This is a genomic window from Pseudomonas frederiksbergensis (assembly GCF_900105495.1).
GTDB lineage: Bacteria > Pseudomonadota > Gammaproteobacteria > Pseudomonadales > Pseudomonadaceae > Aquipseudomonas > Aquipseudomonas frederiksbergensis.
Window position 1 is genome coordinate 4,253,835 of the sequence record NZ_FNTF01000002.1, and the last position, 17,186, is coordinate 4,271,020.

Annotated in this window: 15 protein-coding genes; 10 read left to right on the top strand and 5 right to left on the bottom strand. The window is 59.7% G+C overall.

Annotation, left to right across the window (positions count from 1 at the left end; genetic code table 11):
- The first annotated feature begins 2 nt into the window (after positions 1 to 2).
- The 5 genes from BLW70_RS19890 (at position 3) to BLW70_RS19915 (ending at position 9,062) form a co-directional block, all read left to right on the top strand.
- Positions 3 to 1,589: an arylsulfatase gene (locus tag BLW70_RS19890; protein ID WP_074876822.1), complete on the top strand. Its 1,587-nt coding sequence runs from the start codon at positions 3 to 5 to the stop codon at positions 1,587 to 1,589.
- Between the two features lie 254 nt (positions 1,590 to 1,843).
- Positions 1,844 to 4,360 carry a fused MFS/spermidine synthase gene (locus BLW70_RS19895; protein ID WP_074876823.1) on the top strand — a complete coding sequence of 839 codons (2,517 nt, stop codon included), beginning with the start codon at positions 1,844 to 1,846 and terminating at the stop codon, positions 4,358 to 4,360.
- Positions 4,361 to 4,646: 286 nt separating this feature from the next.
- Positions 4,647 to 6,998, top strand: coding sequence for a tetratricopeptide repeat protein (locus BLW70_RS19900; RefSeq protein WP_074876825.1), 2,352 nt, complete (start codon positions 4,647 to 4,649; stop codon positions 6,996 to 6,998).
- Positions 6,999 to 7,397: 399 nt separating this feature from the next.
- Positions 7,398 to 8,825 carry a cytochrome-c oxidase, cbb3-type subunit I gene (ccoN, locus tag BLW70_RS19910; protein WP_074876830.1) on the top strand — a complete coding sequence of 476 codons (1,428 nt, stop codon included), beginning with the start codon at positions 7,398 to 7,400 and terminating at the stop codon, positions 8,823 to 8,825.
- A 15-nt stretch (positions 8,826 to 8,840) separates the two neighbouring features.
- Positions 8,841 to 9,062 carry a hypothetical protein gene (locus BLW70_RS19915; protein ID WP_074876832.1) on the top strand — a complete coding sequence of 74 codons (222 nt, stop codon included), beginning with the start codon at positions 8,841 to 8,843 and terminating at the stop codon, positions 9,060 to 9,062.
- 122 nt (positions 9,063 to 9,184) lie between these two features.
- Here the strand turns inward: BLW70_RS19915 and BLW70_RS19920 are convergent, their stop codons facing one another.
- Both BLW70_RS19920 and BLW70_RS19925 read right to left on the bottom strand, forming a co-directional pair.
- Entirely contained in the window at positions 9,185 to 9,679 is a 495-nt protein-coding gene (locus BLW70_RS19920; RefSeq protein WP_074876834.1) for a hypothetical protein, read from the bottom strand.
- A gap of 69 nt (positions 9,680 to 9,748) precedes the next feature.
- Entirely contained in the window at positions 9,749 to 10,522 is a 774-nt protein-coding gene (locus BLW70_RS19925) for an AraC family transcriptional regulator (protein WP_074876835.1), read from the bottom strand.
- A gap of 95 nt (positions 10,523 to 10,617) precedes the next feature.
- On the opposite strand from BLW70_RS19925, the gene BLW70_RS19930 reads away from it, so the two are divergent.
- A complete protein-coding gene (locus tag BLW70_RS19930) occupies positions 10,618 to 11,310 on the top strand; it encodes an aspartate/glutamate racemase family protein (RefSeq protein ID WP_074876837.1) in 693 nt (230 codons plus the stop codon).
- Position 11,311: 1 nt separating this feature from the next.
- Here BLW70_RS19930 and BLW70_RS19935 read toward each other — a convergent pair whose 3' ends face one another.
- From BLW70_RS19935 to BLW70_RS19945, 3 genes are all read right to left on the bottom strand, one after another.
- The gene (locus tag BLW70_RS19935) at positions 11,312 to 11,833 is read right to left on the bottom strand and encodes a GNAT family N-acetyltransferase (RefSeq protein ID WP_074876839.1); all 522 of its coding nucleotides are present in this window, start codon (positions 11,831 to 11,833) and stop codon (positions 11,312 to 11,314) included.
- Between the two features lie 174 nt (positions 11,834 to 12,007).
- On the bottom strand, positions 12,008 to 12,985 hold the full coding sequence (locus BLW70_RS19940; RefSeq protein ID WP_074876841.1) for a LysR family transcriptional regulator: 978 nt from the start codon (positions 12,983 to 12,985) through the stop codon (positions 12,008 to 12,010).
- Between the two features lie 87 nt (positions 12,986 to 13,072).
- Positions 13,073 to 13,471, bottom strand: a complete 399-nt coding sequence (locus BLW70_RS19945; protein WP_074876843.1) for a carboxymuconolactone decarboxylase family protein — start codon at positions 13,469 to 13,471, stop codon at positions 13,073 to 13,075.
- A gap of 248 nt (positions 13,472 to 13,719) precedes the next feature.
- Between BLW70_RS19945 and pdxR the strand changes: the two genes are divergently transcribed.
- From pdxR to BLW70_RS19965, 4 genes are all read left to right on the top strand, one after another.
- Complete coding sequence (gene pdxR, locus BLW70_RS19950; protein WP_074876845.1) at positions 13,720 to 15,153, top strand: MocR-like pyridoxine biosynthesis transcription factor PdxR; 1,434 nt, start codon at positions 13,720 to 13,722, stop codon at positions 15,151 to 15,153.
- Positions 15,154 to 15,276: 123 nt separating this feature from the next.
- A complete protein-coding gene (locus BLW70_RS19955; RefSeq protein ID WP_008150809.1) occupies positions 15,277 to 15,570 on the top strand; it encodes a putative quinol monooxygenase in 294 nt (97 codons plus the stop codon).
- Between the two features lie 189 nt (positions 15,571 to 15,759).
- Positions 15,760 to 16,176 carry a cupin domain-containing protein gene (locus BLW70_RS19960; protein WP_074876847.1) on the top strand — a complete coding sequence of 139 codons (417 nt, stop codon included), beginning with the start codon at positions 15,760 to 15,762 and terminating at the stop codon, positions 16,174 to 16,176.
- Positions 16,177 to 16,403: 227 nt separating this feature from the next.
- Complete coding sequence (locus BLW70_RS19965) at positions 16,404 to 17,114, top strand: ATPase (protein ID WP_074876849.1); 711 nt, start codon at positions 16,404 to 16,406, stop codon at positions 17,112 to 17,114.
- Positions 17,115 to 17,186 lie beyond the last annotated feature (72 nt).

A 17,186-nucleotide genomic window follows, 5' to 3' on the forward strand; every position in this document is an offset into this window, starting at 1 on the left:
AGATGACTCGCATACACAAGTGGCTACCGAAATTCGCCCTGGTGGCAGCCTCGGTGATGGCGATTTCGGCAACAGCCGGAGCCGCTGAAAAACCCAACATTCTGGTGATCTTCGGCGATGACATCGGCCAGACCAATATCAGCGCCTATTCCATGGGGGTGGTCGGGTACAAGACGCCGAACATCGACCGAATTGCCAAAGAAGGCATGATGTTCACCGACTATTACGCGGAGAACAGCTGCACTGCGGGGCGTTCGTCATTCATCACCGGGCAGACTCCGTTGCGCACCGGTCTGTCGAAAGTCGGTATACCGGGTGCCCCGGTGGGCTTGCAAACACGTGACATCACCATCGCCCAGGCACTCAAGTCCCAGGGCTACGCCACCGGCCAGTTCGGCAAGAACCACTTGGGCGACCGGGATGAGTACCTGCCGACCAACCACGGTTTCGACGAGTTTTTCGGCAACCTGTACCACCTCAACGCCGAAGAAGAACCCGAACGCCCGTACTGGCCCAAGGATGACCCTGAGTTCGTCAAGGCCAACTCCCCGCGTGGTGTGATTCACAGCTTCGCTGACGGCAAGATCGAAGACACCGGCGCCTTGACCGCCAAGCGCATGGAAACCATCGACGACGAAACCACTGCTGCGGCACAAGCATTTATCGAGAAACAGGCCAAGGCGGACAAGCCGTTCTTCGTCTGGATGAACACCACCCGCATGCACTTGTTCACTCACGTGCGCGATTCGATGAAGGGCCAGAGCGGCATGCCCGGCAACGAGTATGCGGACGGCATGCTCGAGCATGACGGTGACGTCGGCAAACTGCTGAAAACCCTCGACGACCTGAAAATCGCCGACAACACCATCGTCGTCTACTCCACGGACAACGGCCCGAACCAGTTCTCCTGGCCGGACGCGGCGACCACGCCGTTCCGCAACGAGAAGAACTCCAACTGGGAAGGCGCCTATCGGGTACCGGCGATCGTTCGCTGGCCGGGCAAGATCAAGGCGGGTGAAGTGTCGAACGAGATGTTCTCGGGCATGGACTGGTTCCCAACCCTGCTGGCGGCAGCAGGCGATGCGGACGTGAAAGGCAAACTGCTCAAAGGCTGGGCGCCCACTTCGGGTGGCAACAACTTCAAAGTGCACCTGGACGGCTTCAACCAACTGCCTTACCTGACCGGCCAACAACCTAAAGGCGAACGCAAGGAGTTCTACTACTTCAACGACGACGGTGTACTGGTGTCCATGCGTTTCGATAACTGGAAAGCAGTGTTCTGCGAACAACGCGCGCCGGGCGGGTTCAAGGTGTGGAGCGAGCCGTTCGTATGCTTGCGGGTACCGAAAATCTTCAATCTGCGGATGGATCCGTATGAGCGGGCCGACATCGTTTCCGATCAGTATTACGATTGGCAAACCAAGAACGTCTATCTGGCCTCTGTAGCCGTCGGCAAGTCGGCGCAGTTCCTGCAAACGTTCATCGAGTATCCGCCAAGCCAGAAACCGGCCAGCTTCAGCATTGATCAGATCCGCGCGGCCGTGGATGCAAAGATCGCTGAAAAAATGAAGAACCAGCCTGCACAGTAAGACCGCTTGACTGCCGCTCGCCTTCACCGGTGAGCGGCCTTGTTTTGCGTGCACACAACTCCCTGTAGCAGCTGCCGAAGGCTGCGTTCGAGGACGAAGTCCTCGTTCCACATGCGCCGCGGACTGTCTGGTCTAGCGAGTCGTCTGAACTTACGACTGCTTCGCAGCCGGACGCAGCCTTCGGCAGCTGCTACAAAGGTTTGTGTCCACCGTAGAAACATAACTATTTCAGGTTCTGCACAAGGCAATCCGCAATGTCCTCACGTGTCGCCAGCAAGTCGTCGGCCCTACCCGCCACTCGGATCAAAGCTCCGGCGTTGCTGATTCCCGCCCTGTTGCTGTTCGTCTCCGGTGCCGCAGCGCTGGTGTATCAGGTGCTGTGGATCAAGCAGCTGTCGCTGGTAGTCGGCGTCGAGGTGTACGCCATCACCACCGGGATCAGCGCCTTTTTTGCCGGGTTGGCGTTAGGCGGCTTGTTGTTCGGTCAATGGGCCGATCGCTTGCAAAAGCCGGTTCTGCTCTATGCAGGGCTTGAGGTGCTAGTGGCCGTGCTCGGTGTCGGTGCGACCTTTGCCATGAGTCTCGCGGCCAGCCCATTTGCCTGGCTAGAGCAACATGTCGGTCTGCTCGCCTGGGTATTGCCGTTTGCGCTGGTGGGCATTCCGGCACTGCTGATGGGCGGCACCCTGCCGGTGCTGGTTCGCTCGTTGGCAGCAAACCCGCAACAGCTGGGCAAGGCCGGCGGGCAGCTCTATGCCGCGAACACCGCCGGGGCCATCGCCGGCACCCTGCTCGCCGCGTTTGTGTTGATTGCGACCCTCGGTGTACGCGGCAGTGCCTTGGCGGCGGCGATGCTGAACCTGCTGGCCGCCGTCGGTGCCTTGTGGTTCCAACGCCACCGTTCACTGCCGAATGATGCTGCGCCGGTCAAGCACCACGCCGACAAAGCCCCCGATCGCGTTGCCTTGTGGCTGTATTCAATTGCCGGTGGCGTGGCCCTCGGTTACGAAGTGGTCTGGTCGCAATCCATCGTGCAGTTCATGAGCACTCGCACTTACGCCTTTGCGGTGGTGCTGGCGACGTACCTCACCGGGCTGTTCCTCGGCAGCATGCTGCTGGCCCGTCGGGTTGAGCGCATTCGCGATCCCTGGGGAGTATTCGGCTTGTTGATTGCCGGTGCCGGGCTCGTCGCGTTGCTGGAAATCACCTTGCTCGGACGCTGGCTGGTGGTCGCCCAAAGCCTGGCTGAAACCTGGGTGTTGTCGTTGGGGGCGAGTGATCTGCTGGGGATGACCGCACGGTTTGTGGTGGCGGCAGTGAGCATCGTGTTTGTGCCGACCCTGTTGCTCGGCGCCGCATTTCCGCTGGCCCTGCGTTTGAGCGTCGGCCGCGAGCGGGTCGGTCAGGCGGTCGGCGCGGTGGTGGCGTTCAATACGCTGGGCGGGATTGTCGGGGTGATGCTCTGCGGCTTTGTGCTGATCCCGTTACTGGGGCTGGTCCGAACCCTGGGCCTGCTGGCGATTGTCGCCGCCGGGATTGGTTACTTCGCGGTGCGCAAGGGTCATGGGGTCAAGAAAGGCCGGCGCCAGGCGGTGGTCGCTATTGGACTATTGTCGATTGCGGTGGCCGTTTTTACGCCAGTGGACAAACTCGCCAGCCTGCTTCCCGGTGCACGCAACGCGAAATTGGCGTTCTACGAGGAAGGACGCGGTGGGACCGTCGCCGTGGTCACCCAAGGCAGAGGACAAAAAGCGTTCCAGCGCTTGTACATCCAGGGCGTATCCAACACTGGCGACGCCATGCCGTCCCTGCGCTACATGCGTATTCAGGCGTTGCTGCCGCTGCTGATCCACAATGGCGAACCGCGCTCGGCGCTGGTGATCGGTTTTGGCACCGGCATCACCGCTGGCGCCCTGACGCGCTATCCGGGGCTGGAGCACCGTGTCGTGGCCGAGTTGCTGCCATCGGTGGTCAAAGCCGCGCCGTTGTTCAAAGGCAACTTCAATGCGGCCGCCGACCCCGGCGTTGACGTACGCCTGCAGGATGGCCGGCAGGAGCTGCTGCGCAACCCACAGCGCTACGACTTGATCACCCTCGAACCGCCGCCGCCCTCCGCTGCCGGGGTAGTGAATTTGTATTCACGGGACTTCTATCAGTTGGCCGCCAGTCGCCTGGAGAAACAAGGCCTGGTTGCTCAGTGGTTGCCGCTGCCCACCCAGAACATCGACGACTCGCGCTCACTGGTGCGCAGCTTTCTCGACGTCTTCCCCTACGCCACCCTGTGGACCAGCGAGTTCCACGAAATGCTGCTGGTGGGCTCGATGGAACCGATCGAACTGGACGCGGCGAAAATCAGCCAACGCTTCCAACAGGACACCGTGCGCAGCACCTTACAGGACGTGGGCATCGGCTCCGCTCCTGCGTTGCTCTCGACCTGGGTCACCGATCGTGCAGGCCTGGAGCGGTTCGCCGCCGACGCCCAACCGGTGACCGACGATCAGCCGCGTATCGAATATGCGCCATGGGTGCGTGCCAAGGAGATCAGCCGCGTACTGCCAGCCCTGTTGGACCTGCGTATAGCGCCACCGCTGGTGAATGCCGATGCAGGTTTCAACGAGCGAATGAACGCACACCAACAACGCCTGATGCAGTTCTATCGGGCGAGTCTGCATGCTTATGACGGTGACCGGGACGCGTGGGCCAGGGATATTCGCGAGGTGATGCGTGGGGATGGGGGGAATCCGTATTTTCGGTGGTTTGTCGGGGAGTGATGCAGCGCCTGGCAGACCGTCATCGCGAGCAGGCTCGCTCCCACACTGGATCTGCGTTGATCACGCATTCTGTACACAACAGAGGTCAAATGTGGAAGCGGGCTTGCTCGCGAAGGGGCCCACAGCCTCAACGCATCACTTGGACTTGAGCTTCATCAGCCTTCATGACCTGGACGCTGCTCAGCACCTCACAACCATCATTTGACAGGCGCCGGCCATCCGGCAAAGCTGCATCGAGCTTGAACGCGCGCCTGACGGCAAACGCACCCGTACTATGGAAGTCGCAATGCCGAAACATAAAAATAAAGCAGTACAGCCAACCCCTGATTCGCCACCGACCTTGATTAACCGTTACCTGTTTCCCGTCACCCTCGGCGTTTTGCTGTTGGCTATCGCGGGCATCGGCTGGTTTCTGTTCAGCAGCAAACCGGCCCCCGTGAGCTATGCACCTGTCAGCACTCCGACCGTTCACCCAGTCAAACCGCAACCGGTCGTCGTGGCGCCGGCAACGATGGTCGATGAGCAACAATGCCAAGGCTGCCATAGCGAGCAGGTCAAGGACTGGCAAGGTTCCCATCACCAATTGGCGATGCAGGCGGCCAATGCCGAGACGATGCTCGGCGACTTCAATAACGTCACCTTCAAGGCGGAAAACGAAACCACCCGTTTCTCGCGCAAGGACGGCGGATTCTGGGTCAACACCCCTGGGATTGACGGCAAGAATGCCGACTTCAAGGTCGCCTACACCTTCGGCATCGCGCCGTTGCAGCAATACCTGATCGAGGTCGGCGAAGGTCGGTTGCAGGCACTCGGCGTGGCCTGGGATACCGAGAAGCATCGCTGGTTTCACCTCTATCCGGGCCAGGGGGTGAACTTCAAGGACCCGTTGCACTGGAGCAAGCCGAGCCAGAATGCCAACTTCATGTGCGTCGAGTGCCACACCACCGGTTACAAGCGCAATTTCGATGCTGCTAAAAACACCTTCGACAGCCACTGGAACAGCCTCGGTGTCGGCTGTCAGGCTTGCCACGGCCCGGCCTCCAGTCACCTGGAGTGGACGGCAAAAAAAGGTGACCTGGTCCATGCCGGTTTTGCCGTCGACTTGAAGGACAAGAACGCCACCGTCGAAATCGAAACCTGCGCCCGCTGCCACTCGCGCCGCGCGCCATTGGGCGACGGCTTCACCGCCGGCAAGCGTCTGATGGATGACTATCTGCCGAGCACCCTGACCCGCGAGTTGTACGCATTGGACGGCAAGATCAAGGACGAAGTGTTCGAACACGGCTCCTTTGCCCAGAGCAAAATGTTCGACAAGGGTGTGCGTTGCAGCAACTGCCACAACCCGCACAGCACCGAGCTCAAGACACCGGGCAATGGTGTCTGCCTGCAATGCCACAACACCGCCGGCAAGACCTCGGTGGATGGCGTCGACGGCAAAGGGCTGCAAGCGAAGAACTACGATTCCATCGAACACACCCGCCACACCATGGGCCAGCCGGGTTCGCAGTGCGTGGATTGCCACATGCCCGGCAAGTTCTACATGGGTAATGACTTCAGGCATGACCACAGTTTCAGCATCCCCAACCCTGAGCGGGCGAAAAAACTCGGTACACCGGACGCTTGCCTGACCTGCCACCAAGGCAAGGCTGGCAACAAGGTCACCGAGCAATTCAAGCTTTGGAACACCACTACCGCACAGGCACCGCGTTACGACGAAAGCCTGTGGCTGATTCGCAACGGTCAGCCTGGCGCGGCACAAGCCTTGTACGAGCAGCTGCAACGCAGCCAATTGCCAGCGATTCAGCGCGCGACCCTACTCGCCGAGTTGCCGCTGTATCCCAGCGAACAGGCGTTGAAACTGGCCACTCAGGACTTGAGCCACCCGGCACCGCAAGTGCGTGAAAGCGCTGTTCGGGCGATCAGTGCGTTCCTGCCGCCGCCGGAGCGCGCATCGCTACTGACGCCATTGCTGGCCGACCCGGTGAAAGCTGTGCGGATAGCCGCAGCCCGGGACTTGCTGAGCGTGGCCCGTAATGGCTTGGGCAGCGCCCAAGACAACTGGAATGCAGCCATCGCCGAATACGAGGCGGTCCAGAAGAACCTGAGCGAACGCGCCGAAGCCAACCTCAACCTGGCCATGCTCTATCAGGCCAACGGTCGGAGCGGTGAAGTCGAAGCGTTGCTGCGCACTGCCCTGCAGCGCGATCCGGATTTCTACCCGGCGCTGGTGACGCTGGCGCAATGGCTGGAGGCAAACGGACGCAGCCAGGAAGCTCAGGCGCTGCTGGCGCAGAGCCTGAAAGAACACCCGAATGCTGCGCTGCTGCAACACACTCAAGGCCTGTCGCTGGTGCGCGCAGGCAAATCAGCCCTGGCCATGCAGGTCCTGCGCAAGGCCGCGCAATTGGAACCTCAGAACGCGCAGTATGGGTATGTATTGGCCGTGGCACTGCACGACAGCGGCAAAGTCGATGAGGCCTGTGAAGAGCTGGAGCGGTTGCTGAAAGTGCAACCGGCCAATCGCAATGTTCGGTTGTCGTTGATCCAGTACTACCTGGATAACGGGCAGGAACCCAAGGCGCAGGTGCTGTTGCAGGGCTGGAAGAAAATGAACAGGGGAGATCCGGCGCTGAAGTAAGCCTTGCGCCAGGTCTGTAGCAGCTGTCGAGCAGCGCGAGGCTGCGTTCGGCGGCGAAGCCGTCGTAAACCCTGTGTACCCGGATTACCTGACCCACCGAGTCGCTTGATTTCGCGACGGCTGCGCCGCCGAACGCAGCCTCGCGCTGCTCGGCAGCTGCTACGGGTTTGGCGGTGCTTGTGGTAGCGACTATGGGCCCGCGACGCAGCGCGTTACAGATTCAGCCGAACGCTAAAAAACCGTATCAGGTTGTGCCAGATGGCCGCAGCGTTACCTCAAATCTGATCTGCATAAATGATGTTTTCCTGAGTCTGTTTTGTTTCCAGCAAGGTTTCTACAGTGCACGACATGCCAGTCCGGGTGGCCTGGCAAGACTTTGCAACCGTGGAAGCATTGACCATGAGTACAGCAACAATCGGACAGGCCTATAACTACAAGGTCGTCCGCCAATTCATCGTGGCAACCGTGGTATGGGGTGTCGTGGGGATGGCGATGGGGGTATGGATCGCCTCGCAACTGGTGTGGCCCGAAATGAACCTCGACCTGCCATGGACCACCTTCGGGCGCTTGCGCCCGCTGCACACCAGCCTGGTGATTTTCGGCTTTGCCGGCAGCGCGCAGTTCGCCGCCAGTTACTACGCGGTGCAGCGTACCTGCCAGGTGCGGCTGTTTTCCGACAAGCTCGTGGCATTCACTTTCTGGGGCTGGCAATCGGTGATCGTGGTGATGCTGATCACCCTGCCGCTGGGTTACACCACCACCAAGGAATACGCCGAGATCGAGTTCTCCGGCGCGGTGTGGATGACCGTGGTATGGGTCGCTTATGCGATCGTGTTTTTTACCACCGTGGTGCAGCGCAAGACCAAGCACATCTACGTCGGCAACTGGTTCTTCGGCGCGTTTATCGTGGTGATCGCGATGCTGCACGTGGTCAATCACCTGTCGATTCCGGTGGACTGGTTCAAGTCCTATCCGGTGTACTCCGGGGCCACCGACGCCATGGTGCAGTGGTGGTACGGGCACAACGCAGTGGGTTTCTTCCTGACCACCGGGTTCCTGGGGATGATGTATTACTTCGTGCCGAAACAGGTTGGGCGGCCGGTGTATTCCTATCGGCTGTCGATCGTGCATTTCTGGGCGCTGATCACCTTGTACATCTGGGCCGGCCCGCATCACTTGCACTACACCGCGCTGCCGGACTGGGCGCAGTCGCTGGGCATGGCGATGTCGCTGATCCTGCTGGCACCGAGCTGGGGCGGGATGATCAATGGCATGATGACGCTCTCGGGCGCCTGGCATAAATTACGCACCGACCCGATCCTGCGCTTTTTGGTGTTGTCCCTGGCCTTCTACGGCATGTCGACCTTCGAAGGGCCGATGATGGCGATCAAGACGGTCAATGCCCTCTCCCATTACACCGACTGGACCATCGGCCACGTCCACGCCGGCGCTTTGGGTTGGGTGGCGATGATCACCTTCGGCGCGCTGTACCACATGATCCCGAAAGTCTTCGGGCGTTTACAGATGTACAGCACGCCGCTGATCAACCTGCACTTCTGGCTGGCGACCATTGGCACCGTGCTGTACATCGCCTCGATGTGGGTCAACGGCATTACCCAGGGCTTGATGTGGCGAGCGATCAACGATGACGGCACGCTGACTTACTCCTTCGTCGAGGCCTTGCAGGCCAGCCATCCAGGATTCGTGGTGCGCTTCGTCGGCGGCGTGTTCTTCCTCAGCGGCATGTTGTTGATGGCTTACAACGTCTGGCGCACGGTGCGGGTTTCGGACATCGAAATGGCCCACCGCGAAGCGCAGATTGCCTGAGGCAAGGGGCTTGAGATGATTGAGATCGTGCTGAATGTGTTGGGCGTCGTGGGGCTTTGGCTGGCAGTTGAATACTGCCTGAAACACCAGACGGCCGAGAGTCTGGATGAAGCCAGTTTGATTCCGTTTGCCGATGACCCGGAGGTGGCGCGGCGGGTGGAATTGGCGACGGGGAAAACCGTGAAGGCGGTGCCGCCGGAAGAAGCAAAACCGGGTTGGGGCAATCTCGAAATTTGACGCCACGATGATCGTTCCCACGCTCTGCGTGGAAATGCCTCAAGGGACGCTCCGCGTTCCAATGGGACGCAGAGCGTCCCGGGCTGCATTCCCACGCAGAGCGTGGGGAACGATCTGTGACTTCAACTGCGCTCGCGGGGAATCAGGCTCTGCAACTGCTGCGCCAGAAAGTTCGCATCGAACGCAAAGGTATCCGGGTCTTTCAAGCCATTGGTCTTGCGCCATTGCCAGCTGCTGGACGGTGGCAGGCACACCAGCGAAATGCTGCCGTACCGCGCCGCTGTCAGGCCCATCACGGCCAGTGAAATCTGACCACCGGCACCCATCACATCCGGCACAAATTCCACCGGTTTGCCGGCGATCACAATGGACAGTTTCTCAGTCTTGAAGGTCGATGTTTCGACCGGCACGCTCGGCCCCGAGGCGACATAAGCCTCGCGGCTCACCTCCAGAAGATTCGGCGCCTGGACCGGTTCCAGCCATTGCTGGATCTGACCGAACAGTTCACCAATGCGCGTCGCCCACACGGCCGATTGCGACTCGAACAGTTGTTTCTTGTGCGCTTCGCTTTCTGCGTAATGGCGAAGCATCTCACCCAGTTGCTGTACATCGTCCATTGCGGTGTTCCTTTGTTGAAGCGGTGCTGCGGACTTTGAGCATGGCAGATGCGCGCTGCCGGCGTACGACTAAAAGCGTGAACGGTATTGGCTGGGGGTCATGGCCAGGTATTTGCGAAAGGCACTGCCCATGTGGGACTGATGGGCGAAGCCTGCGTCCAGGGCAATGTCGGCCAGGGCCAGGTCGGTGTGTTCGATCATCCGGCGTGCCGCCTGTAGCCGCACCTCAACGAGGTAAGCGTGGGGTGTCAGGCCGATGGCCCGGGTGAAGTCACGCAGAAAGCGCAGCTCGTTTTGCCCGTAGGTGGCGGCTAATTGTCCAAGGGTCAGGGGTTCGTGGAACTGCGCGGCGATCTGGTCCAGCACTCGGGTGAAAACCCTGGGCATGACACGGTGCGCGGTATTGGCCTGCGGGTTCATCAAACCAACGAATTCCACCGCCCTTTGCTCAAGCGCCAGCCTGTCCGGTTGCGGAGCGAGCAACAGGCGCCGCAGCTCTCGACCCAGCATCAGCGCGCGGCGATTGCCTGAAGACTGCACACGGTGGTCAACCGAGGGTAAATGCTGATGGGCCAAGGGTTCCAGACGCATCAGCAGATACTCGCCACCGCTGGCCGATTCGGAAAACACTTCCACGCCGACCGGGGTGTAAGCCAGCACGCCAGGCAAGGTGTCGAAATCCACCCGGTGATCCGAATCGATGGCGTGCACGCCCTGTTGACGTTCCAGCGTCACCCCAAGGGTTTGCCATTGCACAGGATCACGCGCGCTGTAAGCGGCGCGGGGCAAAAGCTGCAAGCAGAGCCTGCCGTCCAGCAGCTCTTGGCTCAGCACCGCTGGCATGTGAAATTTCCTGATAGATCGCGATGAAGAGCCACGGGTACTCTCAAATAAAGGCATGCTCAAAAATAAAGGGTTGCCATCAACAGGAGCACTACATGCGCACCATCGGCCTTATCGGCGGCATGAGCTGGGAGTCCAGCGCCGAGTATTACCGTCTCATCAACCAGCAGGTGCGCGACCGACTCGGGCCGTTGCGTTCGGCGAAATTGCTAATGTACAGCGTCGACTTTGGCCCTGTCGAACAGGCCCAGCACGCCGGACGCTGGGATGATGCGGCGGCGATTCTGGTGGACGCGGCGCAGCGGTTGCAGGCTGGCGGTGCCGATTGCGTGGTGCTGTGCACCAACACCATGCACAAAGTGGCCGGGCAAATTCAGGACGCGATCAGTATTCCGTTCCTGCACATCGCCGACCCGGCGGGTCAGGCCGCCGTCGAGGCTGGCGCTCTGAAGGTCGGATTGCTCGGCACAGCGTTCACCATGGAGCAGGATTTCCTCAAGGAACGCCTGACTTCGATGGGGCTGACCGTTTTGGTGCCGGACGCCGATGAACGTCAGGCCGTCCACCGGATCATCTATGACGAGTTGTGTGTCGGGGTGATCAGCGAGGCGTCGCGCAAGATGTATCAGCAGGTCATCGAATCACTGACCCGACGTGGCGCCCAGGCAATCATCCTCGGTTGCACCGAAATCGGCCTGCTGATCAAACCCGAGCACAGCGCCCTGCCCTTGCTCGACACCACCGAACTGCATGCGCAGGCGGCGGTGGCGTTCGCCTTGGGCGAGTGACTCAACCGGCCTTGGGCGTGCGACGCAGCCGCGCCATGCTCAAGGCATCGACCCATCCGCCATCACGCACGGCGTAGTCGCGAAACAGCCCTTCGGTATCGAAGCCGAACTTGCGATACAGCCCGATAGCCGCTTCGTTGTCGGCGTACACCGAAAGCTCGAGCCGTTGCAAGTTCATCCAGTTGTCGGCGATGTCCAGCGCCGCCGTCAGCAGTTTCGAGCCAACGCCCTTGCCCTGCCAGGCCACCGCGACGCCCATGCCGAGGTTGCCGGCATGACTGCGGCGGATCCGCGAAAACTGCTCCAGGCCAATATTGCCAATGACCGCCCCCTGATGCAGCGCCACCAGTTGCACCACACGCTCATTGTCCGGCGCCAGACGCTTGCGCCAGATTTCCACAGACTGAAACGGCATTTGCAACACCTGGCGGGTGATGGCCGGGTCGTTGTAAAGCGCGGTAATGCCGTCGATGTGGGATTCGTTGAAACGTTCGAGGGTAATGACAGCGTCAGTGGCGGGCATGGGTGATTCATCCTTGAGACAGACATGGCCGCCCACTCTATACCGTCTACTTCCGATATGGCGAGGGTCAGTGTGGGAGCGAGCCTGCTCGCGATGGGGCCATCACATTCAACATTGATGTCGACTATCCGGCCGCTATCGCGAGCAGGCTCGCTCCCACATTTTGGACAGTGGTCAACCTTCAAACCACTCTCGACGCTCAGTGAAAGTGTTCTGGATCAGCTCAACGATCATCTGCACCTGCGCGGCCCCCTCGGACTCGGCATTGACCGCCATCCACACCTGACGCTGCATCGGTTGGCTGAACAGTCCCGGCAGTTCAATCAGGCCGCGGTCGAAGCGGCTGATGTATCCGGGCAGCAGGCCAATGCAGGCGCTGCAACGGATCATCTCCAGCATCAGCTCATAGGAATGCAACTGCACTACCCCGGCCAGGCGCTGGTCCACGAGGTTATTCCACGGTCGGAAACTGTCGACCTGACGGTTATGCTGCCATTGCACCAGCAGGAAGTCCGCCAGGTCGTCGAGGCTGTCTGGCCGCGATGCGACCCGTGAATACCGTTTGGCGATATGGGGCAGGTAGTCGAGCCGCGCCAGACGCCGGGGCTCGCTGGCCGCAAAACTCGGACCGGGCAGCGGTGATTCGGTGCCGGCCAACCACAGCACCACATCGGCGCTGACCGCTTGCAGGGACAGTTCACTGTCCAGGGTGATGATGTCCAGGCGCACGCTGGCGTTGCGGCGCAACAAGGCAACCAGATCGCGACCGAGAATGTCATGCAGGATCGATTCGGCGACGGCCAGGCGTACCAACGGCTGTTCGATCACCGGCAAGTCGCGTTCGTGGGCCAAGGCAATCAACTGCGATTGCAGCTGCAATCCGTCCCGACTCAGGGCAACGCCACTCTCTGTGTGGCTGAACAGCGAACACTGCAGTTGCGTTTCAAGTTGCGCCAAGTGTTTGCGCAGTTGGGTGGCCTTGATATTGAGACTGCGAGCCGCCTGCATGAAACAGCCGCAGCGGGCGCTGACCCGAAAAGACTGCGCCAGTACCGGATCGATCCCTGCCACCTGTGCGCGCCAGGATGAGCTTTTTTCTATGGGCGAGCGGTACTGGGCAACTTGTTGATTTGTGGTTTCCATGAATGGCATCGCTGACTCCCTGTCGATCTGTCCTTGAAAGCCTCATCCTGCGCAGGGTTTATGAACCTGACGTGACACTCGGGGTGGAAAATCGATTCAGCCTCCAGGGGTTTGTCGAAAGCTCACCGCCAGGCGATTCCAGCTGTTGATGGTGGTGACGGCGATGGTCAGGTCGACCATTTCGCTTTCGCTGAATTGCTCCCGAGCCTGCGCGTAGACGTCGTCCGGCACATGACTTTCAGCGAGCAAGGTGACGGCTTCGGTCCAGGCCAGCGCCGCGCGCTCTCGCGCATTGAAGAAGCCGCTGTCGCGCCAGACCACGATCGAATACAAGCGACGGTCAGTTTCGCCGAGTCGCCGGGCATCCACCGAATGCATGTCGGTGCAGAAGGCGCAGCCATTGAGTTGCGAGGCACGAATCTTGATCAAGTGCAGCAAAGGCGGCTCGATGCTGAGGTTGCTGGTCAAGGCTTCCATGGCAATCATCGCTTTCATCGCCTTGGGCGATGCGCTGTAGTAATCCAGCGGACGTTCATGAAGTGACCTCGCGGATCGAATGTGTGCCCCTCAAGGTAGGCGTTGATACACAGGCGTTACAGATCCAATTCTGCGAAATACCCATGGACCACTCAGGCACCAGACCAATCGGAGGTTTTTCGCCCACGCAACTTTTGCGCAGGCGTTCATGCGGGTAATCTGGCCCGACGCACACGCGCCTCAATCGCCCCAGGAGCCTCGCTGGTATGGAACTTCACGTTGTCATCAACGGCCGCAAGGACCTGGCAGGCCAGTTGTACAACCAACTGCGCAGCGCCATCGAATCCGGTCGTCTGGCAGCCGGGACGCAGCTGCCGCCCAGCCGTTTGCTGGCAGAACAACTGGGCATTTCGCGCAAGACCATTTCCGATACCTACACGCAACTGACCTACGAAAACTTCCTCACTGGGGTCATCGGCAAAGGCACCTACGTCAACGCCCGACCGGCAAAAATCACCCGCAAACAGAGCCATTCGGAGCTGGCCAGTGCCGAGGTCATCGAGTCCTGGCGCAACCTGCCGGTGTTCCTGCGCCATCCGACGCTGGAAGGCTCGTTGCGCTATGACTTCATCGGTGGCGCCACCAGCAAGGGCCAGTTTCCCCAGGATGACTGGCGGCGCTGCACCGCTCACGCCTTGCGCCAGATCGCCGCGTCCAAGGGCTTCTACAGCCTGCCCGAAGGCCTGCCGGCGTTACGCAATGCGATTGCCCGGCACATCGCGTTTTCTCGCGGGGTCAATTGTCAGGACGAAGACGTGGTGGTGTGCAATGGCGCGCAACAGGCGCTGGACCTGATTTCCCGGGTGCTCACGCGTCCCGGCAGCATCGTCGCCATGGAAGACCCCGGTTATCCGCCCGCTCGCCTGTTGTTCGGGACCCACGGTGCCACGGTGATCGGCGTTCCGGTGGACGCGGAAGGCATTCAGGTGGACAAGATCCCCCTCGGCACCCGCCTGATCTACGTCACGCCGTCGCACCAGTTCCCCCTCGGCATGCCGATGAGCCAGGCGCGCCGGGTGGCGCTGCTGGAACGAGCCCATGAGTTGGGCGCGATCATCATCGAGGACGATTACGACAGCGAGTTCCGCTACGAAGGCCGGCCCACCGACTCGCTGCAAAGCATGGACGAACGCGGCATCGTCGCCTACGTCGGGACCTTTTCGAAAACCCTGCTACCGGAGTTGCGCCTGGGTTATGCGGTCCTGCCACCGGCGATTCTCGACGCGGTCATTCGCGCCAAGCAGCTCACCGACCTGCACACCTCCACCCTGCCCCAATGGGCGCTGGCCAAGTTCATCGCCGAAGGCTGTCTGCTCAAGCACATCCGGCGCTGCCATACGATCTATGCCGGGCGTCGTGAGCGGATTCTCGAACGCATGGCCGGCGATCTGTCGCCGTGGCTCGAGGCGGTGCCGACTACTGCCGGGTTCCACATGGTGGTTATGTGCAAAGTGTCTATCGATATTCCGTTGGTGATCGACCTGGCGAAAAAGGTCGAAGTCGGGGTGTATCCCATCGACAGTTTTTTCTATCAACAAGCGCCGCAGTCCGGGCTTTTCCTCGGTTTTGGCGCCATCGAAACCCTCGACATCGACATCGCCCTGGACCGCCTGCGGGACATTTTGCAGCAGGTTGCCTGACGGATTGGTCTGCGTTTTTATCCCGCGATTGGCTATTGGTGGTCCGGGGATGCAGGCCTATCCTGCATAAACGTTATCCCTCAATGAGCAGGATTCGTCCGGCCTGATTCAGGAGTGTGAGCAATGTCCAACGAAGTGATCAATACCGTTAAGGTGCAGGCCGCCGCCGGCCGCTCGGACGAACTGGGCAAGCAACTGCAAAAGATTGTCGACACCCTGCGCGAACTACCGGGCTGTGATTCCTATATGGTCGACCGCTGCCCCGAGGACGACAACCGCTGGACGGTCAGCGCCCGCTGGCAATCGGAAGCGGCCATGCAAATGCACTTCAACTGCCCTGAAGTCCAAGGCTTTATCGGCCTGATCGACAGCCGCCTGGCCAACAGCGTCGATTTCAACAGCTTTCCTATCGTTTAGAAATTAGATCGCCGCCTTCGGCTACTCCTGCAGGGCTATGGGTACCTCTGCAGAAGTGGCTGGAGGCGGCGATCTTGTTGTTTCAACGCCCATGATTGGCCCCCTCGCCTTCAGGAAAATTGGCTGTTTGATTGGCGTCGGCCGAGACTTACTGTGGTCCCTGCCACTAACCACAGCAGGTGATAACCCATGAACGCCTTCCGCTACTGTGCTACGCCCCTCGCCGCCCTGGCCCTGACCTTTTGCAACTCAGCATTCGCCCACGAAGCCGCGCCTTCAGAAAAGGTAACCGTGTTGCAGGACCAGATGTTGAAAAACGCACCGGGTAAAAAAGCGCTGATGATCGAAGTCGATTACAAACCCGGCCAATCATCCATCGCCCACAAGCACGAGGGCACGGCCATGGCTTACGTCCTTTCGGGAGAAATCATTTCCCAGGTCAAAGGCGAAAAGGCGATCACGTACAAGGCCGGTGAATACTGGTACGAACCGGCCGGCTCGGAGCATTTGGTCTCGAAAAATGCCAGTACCAGCAAACCCGCCAAACTGTTGGTGTTTATGGTGTTAGCGCCAGAAGAAAAAATATTGATCCCTTTGGAAAACTGATAGCTGTTACGTCAGCCATAAATAAACAGGCTCGAATTAAGCATTCGGGCCTTTTTATTTCCCGGCGTAATTAACCGGGGGCTTTTAAACCAAACAAAACTAGTAGTCGCCTCACAAGTACGGTGATTGGCCAACTCATTCAGTGACGATAGGTTTAGTCTGGAATCTCCCCAACTGTGTCCGACCTATTAACTTTCCGACTCAAGTTGTTTCACGGGAGAAACACCATGAAACTTGCACTTGTCAGTACCTTGTCGATGACGGTTCTTTTAACGGGTTGTTCTATTCCCACTGCACCGAAGGCTGTTTCTTCGCTCGACGGCATTTTCACCGAGCCGGTGGGCCGCAGCAGCGCCACGCATATCACCAATGGCAGCAACGTGTCCCTGGGCATCGTGTACAGCCGCAACACTCAAACCAACCGCGCCTACCTTCAGGATTACCAGGCCAACGCCGGCACCGGTTTCGGCCAGAGCCTGTTGGTGCAGTCGATTCACGACGCTTACGTCGCCACCTCCAAACCGGACCTGGCGGTGGACTGGGTCAAAGCATCCTTGCAACGTCAGTTTGGCTCGGTGACGGTGTACCCGGACATGCAAAGTCTAAGGGCCGCTAAACCGGACGTGGTCGCCATCGTCGATACGCGCAGTCAATTGATGACCTCGCGCAGTTCGGATATCAGCGCGAATGTCAGCGCGTCGTTCTACGATTCCAACTTCAACTACATCGGCACTGCGCAAGGTCATGACGCTAAAGAACTGAGTCCGATATGGGCGGACTATAAGCGCAGCGAAGAGATCGTTGCCGATATAAACGAACAACAGAATGTGCAAGTTCGGGCGCTGCAGAAGTTTGACCGGTCGCTCAGTAATTTATTGACCAGGCCGACAGATAAAGTGTCGATGATCGATAACACAACAGGTCAAAAGTTGTATTGAGGCAAATGGCCCCATCTCGAGCAGGTTCGCTCCCACATTAGTTCTGTGTACGATGCAAACTAATGTGGGAGT

Bases quoted from the DNA above. Each gene is read 5' to 3' on its own strand.
- BLW70_RS19890 (WP_074876822.1), top strand. From the start codon at position 3: ATGACTCGCATACACAAGTGGCTACCGAAATTCGCCCTGGTGGCAGCC.
- BLW70_RS19895 (WP_074876823.1), top strand. From the start codon at position 1,844: ATGTCCTCACGTGTCGCCAGCAAGTCGTCGGCCCTACCCGCCACTCGG.
- BLW70_RS19900 (WP_074876825.1), top strand. From the start codon at position 4,647: ATGCCGAAACATAAAAATAAAGCAGTACAGCCAACCCCTGATTCGCCA.
- ccoN (WP_074876830.1), top strand. From the start codon at position 7,398: ATGAGTACAGCAACAATCGGACAGGCCTATAACTACAAGGTCGTCCGC.
- BLW70_RS19915 (WP_074876832.1), top strand. From the start codon at position 8,841: ATGATTGAGATCGTGCTGAATGTGTTGGGCGTCGTGGGGCTTTGGCTG.
- BLW70_RS19920 (WP_074876834.1), bottom strand. From the start codon at position 9,679: ATGGACGATGTACAGCAACTGGGTGAGATGCTTCGCCATTACGCAGAA.
- BLW70_RS19925 (WP_074876835.1), bottom strand. From the start codon at position 10,522: ATGCCAGCGGTGCTGAGCCAAGAGCTGCTGGACGGCAGGCTCTGCTTG.
- BLW70_RS19930 (WP_074876837.1), top strand. From the start codon at position 10,618: ATGCGCACCATCGGCCTTATCGGCGGCATGAGCTGGGAGTCCAGCGCC.
- BLW70_RS19935 (WP_074876839.1), bottom strand. From the start codon at position 11,833: ATGCCCGCCACTGACGCTGTCATTACCCTCGAACGTTTCAACGAATCC.
- BLW70_RS19940 (WP_074876841.1), bottom strand. From the start codon at position 12,985: ATGCCATTCATGGAAACCACAAATCAACAAGTTGCCCAGTACCGCTCG.
- BLW70_RS19945 (WP_074876843.1), bottom strand. From the start codon at position 13,471: ATGAAAGCGATGATTGCCATGGAAGCCTTGACCAGCAACCTCAGCATC.
- pdxR (WP_074876845.1), top strand. From the start codon at position 13,720: ATGGAACTTCACGTTGTCATCAACGGCCGCAAGGACCTGGCAGGCCAG.
- BLW70_RS19955 (WP_008150809.1), top strand. From the start codon at position 15,277: ATGTCCAACGAAGTGATCAATACCGTTAAGGTGCAGGCCGCCGCCGGC.
- BLW70_RS19960 (WP_074876847.1), top strand. From the start codon at position 15,760: ATGAACGCCTTCCGCTACTGTGCTACGCCCCTCGCCGCCCTGGCCCTG.
- BLW70_RS19965 (WP_074876849.1), top strand. From the start codon at position 16,404: ATGAAACTTGCACTTGTCAGTACCTTGTCGATGACGGTTCTTTTAACG.